10 protein-coding genes are annotated in these 10,858 nt (G+C 58.2%); 8 read left to right on the top strand and 2 right to left on the bottom strand.

What is annotated here, in order from left to right:
- The first annotated feature begins 25 nt into the window (after nt 1-25).
- The 3 genes from ABE543_RS03295 (at nt 26) to ABE543_RS03285 (ending at nt 3,363) form a co-directional block, all read left to right on the top strand.
- Nucleotides 26-718: a hypothetical protein gene (locus ABE543_RS03295; RefSeq protein ID WP_346475307.1), complete on the top strand. Its 693-nt coding sequence runs from the start codon at nt 26-28 to the stop codon at nt 716-718.
- A gap of 714 nt (nt 719-1,432) precedes the next feature.
- Nucleotides 1,433-1,642, top strand: coding sequence for a hypothetical protein (locus ABE543_RS03290; RefSeq protein ID WP_139727754.1), 210 nt, complete (start codon nt 1,433-1,435; stop codon nt 1,640-1,642).
- Between the two features lie 800 nt (nt 1,643-2,442).
- Entirely contained in the window at nt 2,443-3,363 is a 921-nt protein-coding gene (locus ABE543_RS03285; RefSeq protein ID WP_346475306.1) for a hypothetical protein, read from the top strand.
- Nucleotides 3,364-4,083: 720 nt separating this feature from the next.
- Here the strand turns inward: ABE543_RS03285 and ABE543_RS03280 are convergent.
- The gene (locus ABE543_RS03280) at nt 4,084-4,368 is read right to left on the bottom strand and encodes a hypothetical protein (RefSeq protein ID WP_346475305.1); all 285 of its coding nucleotides are present in this window, start codon (nt 4,366-4,368) and stop codon (nt 4,084-4,086) included.
- 63 nt (nt 4,369-4,431) lie between these two features.
- Here ABE543_RS03280 and ABE543_RS03275 point away from each other — a divergent pair, with 63 nt between their 5' ends.
- The 4 genes from ABE543_RS03275 to ABE543_RS03260 all read left to right on the top strand — a co-directional run bounded on the left by ABE543_RS03275 (nt 4,432) and on the right by ABE543_RS03260 (nt 9,176).
- A complete protein-coding gene (locus tag ABE543_RS03275; protein ID WP_139727748.1) occupies nt 4,432-5,046 on the top strand; it encodes a hypothetical protein in 615 nt (204 codons plus the stop codon).
- A gap of 379 nt (nt 5,047-5,425) precedes the next feature.
- Complete coding sequence (locus ABE543_RS03270) at nt 5,426-5,854, top strand: type II toxin-antitoxin system antitoxin SocA domain-containing protein (RefSeq protein WP_329855314.1); 429 nt, start codon at nt 5,426-5,428, stop codon at nt 5,852-5,854.
- A 1,406-nt stretch (nt 5,855-7,260) separates the two neighbouring features.
- Entirely contained in the window at nt 7,261-7,449 is a 189-nt protein-coding gene (locus tag ABE543_RS03265; RefSeq protein ID WP_239498887.1) for a helix-turn-helix domain-containing protein, read from the top strand.
- Between the two features lie 959 nt (nt 7,450-8,408).
- Nucleotides 8,409-9,176 (top strand): hypothetical protein, encoded by a 768-nt coding sequence (locus ABE543_RS03260; RefSeq protein ID WP_346475304.1) that lies wholly within the window; start codon nt 8,409-8,411, stop codon nt 9,174-9,176.
- 383 nt (nt 9,177-9,559) lie between these two features.
- Here ABE543_RS03260 and ABE543_RS03255 read toward each other — a convergent pair whose 3' ends face one another.
- Nucleotides 9,560-9,922 (bottom strand): hypothetical protein, encoded by a 363-nt coding sequence (locus tag ABE543_RS03255; RefSeq protein ID WP_171956543.1) that lies wholly within the window; start codon nt 9,920-9,922, stop codon nt 9,560-9,562.
- A gap of 489 nt (nt 9,923-10,411) precedes the next feature.
- On the opposite strand from ABE543_RS03255, the gene ABE543_RS03250 reads away from it, so the two are divergent.
- Nucleotides 10,412-10,651 carry an AlpA family phage regulatory protein gene (locus ABE543_RS03250; RefSeq protein WP_171956544.1) on the top strand — a complete coding sequence of 80 codons (240 nt, stop codon included), beginning with the start codon at nt 10,412-10,414 and terminating at the stop codon, nt 10,649-10,651.
- Nucleotides 10,652-10,858: the final 207 nt, after the last annotated feature.

Below are 10,858 nucleotides of genomic sequence, written 5' to 3'. Positions count from 1 at the left end.
CCCCTGCATAGAGGAATTGAACCCCATGAGCAAAGAGAACCAACCCGCCGAGGGCGCCAGCCAACGCGAGGCGAAGCTCGATGTGCCGCTGGAGAAGGGGCAGACCCTAGAGGAGAAGTCGGCCGGGTTGATTGCTGAGGGCATTGCCAGCAACGCCTTCGTCAGCCTGCTGTTTGCGCAGCACTCCGGGGTGGCCGGCGGGAACGAGCTGAACGAGCTGGTGAAGTCGACCCGGGCGGCAGTAGGGCGTGCCGCCAAGGGCGAGACCGACCAAGCCGATAGGCTGCTGACCAGTCAAGCCATTGCCCTGAATGCGGTCTTCCTGGAGATGAGCCGTCGAGCGGCCCTCAACATGGGGGAGCACATGGGCGCCATGGAGACCTACATGCGGTTGGCCCTGAAGGCGCAGTCCCAGTGCCGGACGACCCTAGAGACCCTGGCCGAGATCAAGAACCCGAGAGCGGTGGCATTCGTGAAGCAGGCCAATATTGCCGGTGGCCACCAGCAGGTGAACAACCTTGCCCCGGAAAGTCCCGGGCCGGTCCCGGAAGAGACCGGGCGCGCGGAAACAAAAAGTCGGCGGAACGAACTATTGGAGGAGATCTCAGATGCGCAATGGCTGGACCCCAGAGCGGCGCCGGCGGCAGGCGCGGGCAATCCAGGACTGGCGACCGTGGGAGCAGGCGACCGGCCCGCGAAGCGTCGAAGGAAAGGCTAAGGCGGCTAGGAACGCCTGGAAGGGCGGGGAGCGGAAGGCCCTCCGTCAGTTGGCCGCTGTGCTCCGGGAAGTCAGGTGCTAATGCAGGAGTCATCACGCGCCACAGTTTTGTGCAGTGCTTAAAAATCAATGAGTTATCAGGCTGGGATCGGTCCATCGTCGAGGGCGCTGGAATTAATGGACGCCTCTACGCGCGCAAGCCCGCCAACCGCCCCCCCCCCCCGGAGTTTAGAGGCCAGTACGCGCACGCGCGCGAGGCCGGCCGGATCTTCGGAATTTTCCGACGCCTTTACGCGTGCGCGCGATGCGAGCGGGAGGGCCTAGGTCGGCCCAACTTCCAATTTATGGTGTCCCTAAAAGGAGCGCTTCCATGTTGCTTTGTGATGCCCCCCAAGTCCCCCCGGCAGAGGGAGAGCTGGACTACGTGGACCTGATTACGCGCGCTGGGCTGGCCAAGGACCTCATCCGTAGGATTGATCGGCACTACTTCCTCCATGAGGATGGGTGTCCCGGGGAGGTCGGCGAGGAATGCTCCTGTGGTCTGGTAGTCGCCTTTGTAGGCCCCACGGCGCTGGTCATGGTGGACAGTCACTATGCCTACAGGACCGATCCAATCAACTGAGTTTTGTCAGGCTCTAAAGGTCGGAGGGGGGCATGGGCCCTGATAGGATGTCCTGAGGCCCTGGATTGGCCAGGGCGGCCAAGGAGATGGTGATGAGCAATGCGAGCCAACCCGACCATGCTTTAATCGCCCACATCTATGCGGCGGCGGCAGCGCAAGCGATTTCCCGGCAGGAGGGACCTTCTTTCGAGGAGATCCTGGCTCAGTCTATTGAGGCTGCAAGAGTCTTCGCGCACGAGATGGCGGGGCGAGACAGCAAACAGTTCAACAACTGGCTTGGGGCACTGCCCGGCATGAAGTGATGACTGGCCCGGCCGCTCAGTAGGCCGTTGCTGCCATCCGCCCATTGAGGAGACGGTATGGGTAAGTCCGATTGGCTAGCCGCCCAAGCCGAGCGCGAGAAGAACAACCGGCTCTATGGCGGTAAGCCGCCGCGTGGGGGCGCTGTGGCGTGCACTGCTACCTGCACTGGCGTGGTCCATTGGCTCTGTTGTCGCCTTATCTGCAGCTCTCGGCCTCGCCGGCTTCCTTCTGGCTCGGTATGGTTCTGATGAGTACGTGCTGGTCTGCGAAGGGAAAATCTCTGCAGACGGTGGGGATGATGTGCCCGCGACCATGTATGCCGAGTTGCGAGAGTTCGGGCAGATCATCCGGCTCTGGAGCAAGGATGCGGGGACAGCGAGGTTGGAGATCCCCAATGACTTCTACGATGCAGGCCAGCTTCGCTCTGCCGGGAGTCTGATGTCCATTTCCACTTACACCGGGCTCTCTGGGCACTATTCAGCCCTGAGTGGTGCCCTGACCATGCGGATGGGGAAAGGTAGAGTTCCAAGCGCAGTGCGCGGGTCGTGGCCGGCCGACCAGTTAGCCCGATAGGCGGCCTCTCTTGCCAAGGCTAGAAGTATGGCCTAGGTCTGGAGCTTGATCTGGTGCCCCCGTTGACCGAGTTTTGTCAGGCCTTCCGGCATTCGGGTCGATGCGGACGACCGCAATAGTGAAGAAGCGGAGCAGGATTGCTGGCCTGCTGGCCTGTTGCCCGGTAGCATCTGCTGATTGGCAGATGGGCTGACTGAATCAACTGTTGAGAACGGAAGGCGGTAGCATGGAAGGCATGACAGATTTTCGAGTCACCTACGACGGCCGGGCACTTGCGTCCCATCAAATGGACGCGCGTGATCTTGCGCCTGCTCTGATGGCCATGGCAGATCTTCTCGATGCGAGTGTAAAGGCACTGCATGGGGATAAAGCCAAGGCAAAGGTCAATGTCCGGGGCTCTTTCCAAACGGGAAGCTTCAACATTGACTTTGTCACTGCGGTAGATCTTATAAAGGCTATAAGGGACATCTTTGCTGGCGAGAACGCCACCGCAATAGCGAACACGCTTGCGATACTGGGCGCACTAGGGTTTGTCTATGCAAAGGGCCGTAGCAGCTTAGCGTCTACGCTGAAGTGGATCAGAGGCAGATCCGTATCACAGGTGACGATGACGGAAGAGGGTCGTGCCGTCATTAAGTGTGACGACGAGTATCTTGAAGTAGAACAGGATGTACTCATTCTGTTGCGTGATAGAAATGTTCGCCGCGCACTTGATAGAGTTCTAGCTCCTCTTGACCAAGATGGAATAGAGGTGTTCGCTGTTGGCATCAATCAAGACATAGATCTCATAGTGCTCGACTCAGAGCGGATGTATTTCGCTACTCCCTCTGGGGAGGACATCCTATTGATTGAGGACGTCCGCACTATGGCATTCTCAATTGTCTCTCTTGCGTTCAAAGAGGAGAATAAGTGGAGGTTGTCAGACGGTTCGTCCACCATCAGTGCCAGAATCCTTGATCAAGCTTTCTTGGCCGGAGTCAATACCAATGACATCTCTTTCTCTAAGGGCGACGTTCTGATCTGTGAAGTTAAGGTCACCCAGTGGCAGACCGATAGCGGGGCCAAGACTGACTATGACGTCATCAAAGTCCTAGACCACAGGCGCGCCTTAACTCAGATCCCTCTGCCTGGGCTAGATCAGGAGTAAGAAATTCCCGCTCCGGCGGGGTTTTACATTTCACAAAAATCCTTTCTGGCCCCGCGCTTTTGCGGAGGTAGCCCTTGTGTGGTAGAAATCGCCGGCAGGCGGTGCAACGCCGTCTGTTTCCACAGGGGGAATCATATGAAGCTACCAGGCTTGATAGTGGTTGCCGTGGCTCTATGCGCGGGTTGCGCAACCACTGAAGGTGTTCAGTTTCGTTCTTTGGGTGTGCCGAGGAACAAGTCCATCACGCAGGAAGATCGTGCGAAGCTCTTGGATGAAGCCACCGCAGATGTGCTCAAGCACTGCAAGGCGCAGTTGGAGACAATGGAAGCTCGGGCGGTCCGGCAGCGCAGAACGTCGTTCTGGGTCTACGGTGCTGGTCTAATCGCTGGTTCTGTCATAGCGCCCGCACTCACTGCCGCAAACGCGGCTAAACACGCAGGCGCAATTGCGGGCCTAAGTGGGATGGCTGGTGCGGCTGGATTGGCGGGAAGGGCCCTGGAAGACACGGGATTCAGCGGTAGCTCTACAGTCTCGGAGAGGGCCAAGATCGCCGAGACCATCCGCATACAGCTTCCTACAGCGTCCAACATCACTGAGCCTGACGAAAAGAGGTACGCAGCATTGGGAATCATGCAAGCCGCGTGCATTGCTTACGACCTTACGGTGCCTAAGGGGCCTGGTACTAAGACGGAGTAGGATCACTAGCGATTAGGAGCTAGATCAACTGCGGTCAAGATTTCTGGATGCTTCATCGATTTGCTCGGTCAACAACATCAATACCTGTGTGATGGCGGCTGCGAATACCGGGCCGCCATCATCGGTGTGCTTCTCCGCAATTCCTGGAGGCAACGCGCTCCAGGTGCGAGACAACTCGCTTGGATCGGGATGGGAAATCACAGTTGCTCGAAGGCCATATTCCAGCGCTTTCAAATAGCCACGCTGTGCCTCAAGTTGTGCCTCGCACGCCAGCAGGCGCTCAAGGATGTTCTCTGTTGTTGTCGTCATAGTGGATGATGGACAGGTGCGAAGGAGCAATCCATAGTCTGCGCAGTCCAACGGACTTGTCCAATGAGCATCCTCAACGTCCTCCTTACTCGTGACCATCTCGTCGTTGCGGTGGATACCCTGGCCGAGGATGCCCTAACCGGTGCCCATTCCGCCGGGGCGAAGCTCTTGCTTGTCCCTCAGCACAACCTGATGCTGGCTACGCGAGGCTCTACCCAGTTTTTCCTGCGCATCTACGAGCTGACCCTGCAGGCCAGCTTCCGGGCGGACTTTACGATGGAGCAGCTATCTGCCGAGTTGGGGTTGGTAGTGGACCAACTTTGGCCGAACTACGAGAAGGCGGCGGCCGAGGCCGGCTTGCCGCTCGATCAGCTCGGGACCGAGCTGGTGCTGGGCGGCTGGTCGCCGAAGAATGGCCGGATGATGGCCACCGCGTATGCCAAGAGCGACAGTCAACGCCCTTGCGTGGTCCAGCCGATCAGTGGCCAGCTGGCGGCGCCAGGCGAGCCCCTCCAGGCTGTGACGCCGAGCATGGCCCAGACGGAACTGGTGGTCCATTCAAGGCTTCAGGCCAGCTACCTCAACGAGCAGATGGGCCGGAAGGTGGCCGGTGGACGCGTCTTGGCGGGGTTCCTGCAGAAGGGGCAGGCGGTCGTGAAGGACCTGGGGCCGATCTGACGATTAGGGGCCCGGTAGAGAGGCGAACCGGCCGCACATGGCCGGTTGGTAGCCCGACCGGACGTGCCCAGAGCATGTAGGGACAGCCTTACCCGATAAGGCGAGTTTGCCCGATGGCGCCAGCCGCGCAGGGCGGGCATCCTGACCTTGCCGGATCCGGAGCCGATGGCTGCTCAACCCGGAGGCGCCTGAGCAGCGCCGTGCCGGTACGGTGCTCAGAGGAGAGCCCGGTGGGGTGCCCAGCGGCTCCCTCCAATCTGTAGCCTCGCGCTCAGTCTCAGCCCGTGATCCTCGAATAGTCGATACTGATCATCTTCTGTCTCATCTGCAGTGAGAATTGGTCGCTGTAGGCTATGCAACAAATCTTAGGGTTAGGTCCATGAACAGCGTTTTCTCTGTCGCCAAGTTCATTCTAGAAAGAACCGGCGAAGTTTCAGCAATGAAGCTTCAGAAGCTGGTTTTTTACGCACAAGCGTGGCACATGGTTTGGGAGGAGGAGCCGCTTTTTGAGGAGGACTTCCAGGCTTGGGCTAATGGCCCTGTTGTCCCCGAGCTTTATGCCAAACATAGAGGGATGTTCTTGGTTGATAGCTCCTTGTTCGCAGATGCGGAGGACGTCAGCGGGAATGTGGTTGACAACATTGACAAAGTGCTAGGTTTCTACGGGGAGAAGTCGGGGCACTGGCTAAGTAACCTGACGCACAGCGAACGGCCTTGGCTCGACGCTCGCGGTGATACTGAAATTGGGGAGCGTTCGGAGGCTCTCATCTCTAAGGCAGCAATTGCTGAGTACTACGGGTCACTCTAGAGCTAATGGTCAGCCGGCGTGAAGCGAGAGAGCTAAGGAAGGCGCTGAAGTCGGAGCGTTTCGAGCAGGAGAGAGTTCGCAGATTTGCGGACGCAGACCCCGAGCGAGAGCCGCGCGTCGCAAGCTCGGTACGTGCAAAATTTGAGCCACGGTTAGCGCCTCACTTGGAGCGGTTGAAGCTGAGTGAAGTTGTTGTTCCGCAGGGCGCTTCGGGTAATACCAGTCGCTTTGGCGCGCGTGTTAGCTGGTGTGAGACTAAATCCGATCGCGATGGAGAATGGGGCTGGGGAGAGTCACGTCAATGGTCTCCTGATGAGTGGGAAAAAATAATTGGTCCCGGTAAGAAGAATATGTGTGCGCTTACCTGGGCGGAAGTAGACAAGTTGACTTCCGACACAGGCCACAAGATGCATCATTCTCATGAAATCGGGGATCTAGCCTCTGAAGCCAGGGAGAGGTGGTTGGACAGGGGGCTGGAAGAGTTTGGTGACGCCGTCTTCCGTTTCCGCCTTGGTGGCCAAAGGTGTAGGGCATGGGGCTATGTTGTGCAGGCCCACTTCTACATGGTGTGGTGGGAGCGAGAACACAACATTTATCCTGTTGACTAGGTTTCCCACCGCAAGCGGCAGTCGATCGTCGGCGTTGTCCTGGCAATAGCTGAGATGGGGCGGGTAGATCGCGAGTACCGCGCGCAAGCCAACCGCTAGTCATTCGGTGCAATGCAGGACACGCTCTAGCGGGCTGAGACTGACCGAAGTCTTGAATAAATCGACCGCATATGCTGAGGCCGTAGCCCCAGTGGCGTGACGTAGGTGGCAGTAATATGCTCTGGTTCAACAACCGGAGGGCGTATGGGCATCATCGACTCGACTCACTATCGCTTGACCTGCAAGGCCTGCGGGACCGTTGACACGCCCTCTGCGCATGAGAAGGGGTCCGCCTACTCCGGTGGCAGCTGGAGTGGGCCAGATTCCAATGTGTTTTCGCTACGTACCGAACGATCCTACGGCGAGAATGTCATTAAATCCGCGTCGTGCCCCTGTGGGGGGGAGGTTGAAGTGGTCATTACGCGGACCGGTCCCTGAGCGGTTCATTCTCCTTGTCGCAGTCTTTGCGACTGCCAGCCGTACTATTCCGGCAATGTTTCCCTCGCAGGGCTACCAAGGCTTCAGCACCTCCCCGTTTCCCGCCGGCTGGGTCCAGTCGGGTGAGCGGCCCGAGTGATGGCCGCACTGAATCCGATCAGGCCGCCGGCGGAGATCAAGCTCAGGGCGAAGGGGCCATGGAAGGGGAGATTCCGACCCAGCAATGCCGATTTCTCAAGGGTGTGACCATTCCCTTGGTCGTCGCGGGGGCTACTCTATTCGTCGCGAATGCTGGGGTGCCACAGGGCCACGATGAGATTGATGACGCCCGAGCGGTGGCTAGACCGCTACTTCGAAGAGGGCAGCCGCCCGTCCATGCAGGTGCTGCAGCGCTGGCTGCGCGCGGGCAAGCTGCCAGGCCGCAAAGTCGGTGGTGCCTGGTTCATCGACGAACACGAATGGCTCGCGAATGGTGATGATCTTGTCCTGAGGGTCTTGAGCAGTTCTTAAGGCTGGAGACGGTCCCGCCTGGCTTCGGGATCGCCTTGGGTTCGGGGCTATAGCCTACGAATTGGCTCCGCACCCAATGAGGGGTAGCATCCGGTCAGGCAGCCATGCCGGCTGCAGGACGCCCTCATGGGGGCTATCCCAGAGGCAAGGGAGTGGGCGCTGTGAAAGGATTTCTGATGCTCTGTATGGGGCTGGCATTGACGTGGGCAAGCCATGCCGACGCTCGGGGCGTGCGGGTCAGCGGTTACGTCAAGAAGGACGGGACCTACGTAGCCCCGCACTATAGAAGTGCTCCGAACCGGTCTACGTTGGACAACTACTCGACCCGGGGGAACTACAACCCCTATACGGGCCAGGCTGGCAAGAAGGATCCATACGCTCTACATCCACCGAGTGGAGCATACGGCTCTGGATACGTGCCCAGTGTCTCAGCGTCGACCTATGCTCAACCGGTCCATCGTAGCCCTTCGGTTCCAACAGAACCGACTGCATATCGCTTGGCAGGCTCTAGCGGCAACTGGCCCAGGTTCAGCGCGCCGGCCACCACAAGCCCGCAGAGTGTGGACGATGCGGAACGCGTCAGTAGCGGCCGCGCTAACTATCTGGTGTCCGCGGCCGGAAGTCTCTGCAGTGAGTTCTTGCTGGCCGCTGATGAGATGGCCAGGTCGGCAGAGACTTTGGCCAAGTGTGCTTCGCGGATGGACCCCAGGCAGACCTGCGCAGTCGAGGCTGATGACGCTATGCAGTCGTCCATTCGATACCAAGTCAGCGCAGCTAGAGCACAGTCCACCTGCACGGGTCCGTAGGAATTGATCCTGTGGATGGCCCTTCTGCTGCCCAGGAACTGATTGAGGAGAGCGTACGTCGTGAGATCCGTGAGGTTTTCGAAGCAGTTTTCGCTGCTTCTTCAAGAGGGCCATCTTGCAAAGAATTCGATCCTATCCGGATTTGATCTGCTCTTGAAAGCCGAGTTCGGTGCGGATAAGGACGGGTACTTCTATTCCGCCTTTTTCCACCTCTCCATAGGCATTGAGAGAATTCTGAAGCTGGCGGTAGTTGTGGACTACATGATCAAGAACGATCTGAAGGCTCCCACAAAGAGTCAGCTCAAGTCCTACGGCCATGACATCGCGGGCCTGTACACTGCCTGCAATGAACTGCGTAAGGTCTATCGACCTTCGGCCAAACAGAAGGTCGCCGTAGGTGTTGATGAGCAAATTGTAGAGTTCCTCTCTCGTTTTGCTAAATCAACCAGATACTTCAACCTGGACGAAATTTCCTCATCTGACGCTAGCAGTGCGTCGAAGTCGCCGTTGTACGAGTGGTGGAAAATTTGCGCTGCGCTCTACGATGAGTTCACTCCTTGGAGCGTGCGAGAAAAGCAGTCTTTGCAGCTTATGTACTCTATGGATAGGCAGGGGATTCCTAATGGCTTCACATGGGAGCTAGATGCGACCGGCCACCCGATGACTGTTTTTGATCAGCTCAACCGTAGGCGTATTGGCAAAAAGTCCTCGCACCTTGCTGTATGGCGGATGGTCGAACTTCTTAGGCCGGTTCATTTCCTCTTGGATGACATGGGGCGGCTGGCCCATCAGAAGGAGGCTGAAAAGGGTGAGAATCTTCCTCTAGTGCCGCACTTTGAAGACTTCTTCTGGTTCCTCTTGGCAAATCGCTCCGACATCATGAGGAGGAAGTCGTCGTGGTTGCGCCTATTCAATTCCTGAGCTGAATGGTCCCACTGCGGGCTTCTATTGGCGTTCTGTGCCCTTGCGCAAGCGACTCCGTTTTTGCTCCCGTAGCAGGCTTGAACCGCCCTTTCTGCTGCTTGGCGGCGTTTTTAGGTCAAGTAGCGCAGCAAGGCGCTCATCTGCGTTTGGCATGTGGGGACAAGCCAGGGCGCTGCTGGGGGGTGTTGAGCTCGGACTGTGCTGTGACCGGCGCCACCAATCTTCTAGGTCGGCGGGGTGAATCCGATCCGATCTGGCACTAGATCCGAGCCGGACAGCCGTCAGTTGCCCTGTATTGATGGCTCTGCGTATCGTCTTGGCAGAGCACGCGCTCTGCTCAGCCGCTTCTGCAACGGTCATTAGCTTGCCGGGAGGTTGCACTAGCGTTTCCCCTTGCGCTCGTCATAGCGCTGTAGCCGGGCAAGAGCTTCCTTCATCTCAGGGGAGGTTGCAGCTAGGGTTGGTGCGGAAGTTACCGATGGACGCGACCAAGCCTTCGCGCCGTAGATCGCCCGGTAGAGAGCCGCCTTGGCATAGAGCTTCTTACCCATGAACTTGCGCGGATCAAGATCGTATTCGTGGGCGCGGGCATTGAACTGGCTAACTGACACACCGCAGTAGTGGGCGGCCTCGTCTGCGGTTAGCCAGTCCTTGCCTGACAGATCGACGCATAGCACCGCTATTTGCTGTCGAAGTGCCTTGATCTCGTCCAGAAGGGAAACGTCAGTCTCGGGGGTGCCCATATGGATGTACTCCTACGCGCCTAGCTGCACCCTGCCATAGTGAGGGCCAGGTCGGAACAGCTGAGATCACTCAACCCAAGTTCAAACCTATAACACGATAGGGAGAGGCCCCAGCCTCTCCTCTATGCCGGCGCAATGCCGTCTCCCTACTGACTAGGAGCCTATCGTGTTCATCGAACGATCCAATTCCCCCCTCGAGTACCTGGCCGCCTTCGCGGTTGTCTTCCTTGCTGGTTTGATCAGCGGGCAGGCATCTCGGTAGCCATCTGGCTGGACGTCCCGCTGTCATGCAGCAGCGGGGCTTCCAAGCCTTTCCAAAGTGGACCGATGGAACCAACTTGACCGAGAAAAAGGAACGAACTGGCCGGAACCCCTTGTGCCAGCTTGGTCACGACCAGCATTAGCTAACGAACGTTAACCGGTTAACGGTCGTGACTCTTGCCAGCTTGAGGCATAGCTTGAGTGTCCCTTCCAGCACGAGGCGACACGATGAATTCCCCCAGCCACGACCGTGTTCTTGAGCGCTTTATCAGGAGGCAGGAAGTCGAACGCAGGACCGGCTTCGGTCGTTCGACGATCTACGCGGCCATCAAGCCGGGTTCGAAGAGGTATGACCCGACCTTCCCCCGGCCCGTGCGTTTGAGTCCCGGCACGATTGCTTGGGTTGAGAGCGAAGTGGACGGATGGATCCAAGCCAGGATCGCTGAGCGTGTTGCTCCTACTACGTAGGCGACACCAACTCGACTGCGCGTGGTCTCGAAGAATTGGTATCAATTCTTGGGGGCGAACGATGGTCCAGGCCTTGAACGATAGGGCGTGGCGTTCAGCGTAGTTCCGGATATCTATATCTTGACAACTAGCTACGTTCTTCCAGGCAAAGAAGGGCTAATCAAGCCACCAGGGAAGATGTAGTAGCGCGACGTATGTCGCACTGGA

The organism is Stenotrophomonas sp. TWI169 (genome assembly GCF_039674705.1).
GTDB classification, from domain to species: domain Bacteria; phylum Pseudomonadota; class Gammaproteobacteria; order Xanthomonadales; family Xanthomonadaceae; genus Stenotrophomonas; species Stenotrophomonas maltophilia_P.
This window is presented reverse-complemented; position numbering and strand designations above follow the sequence as displayed.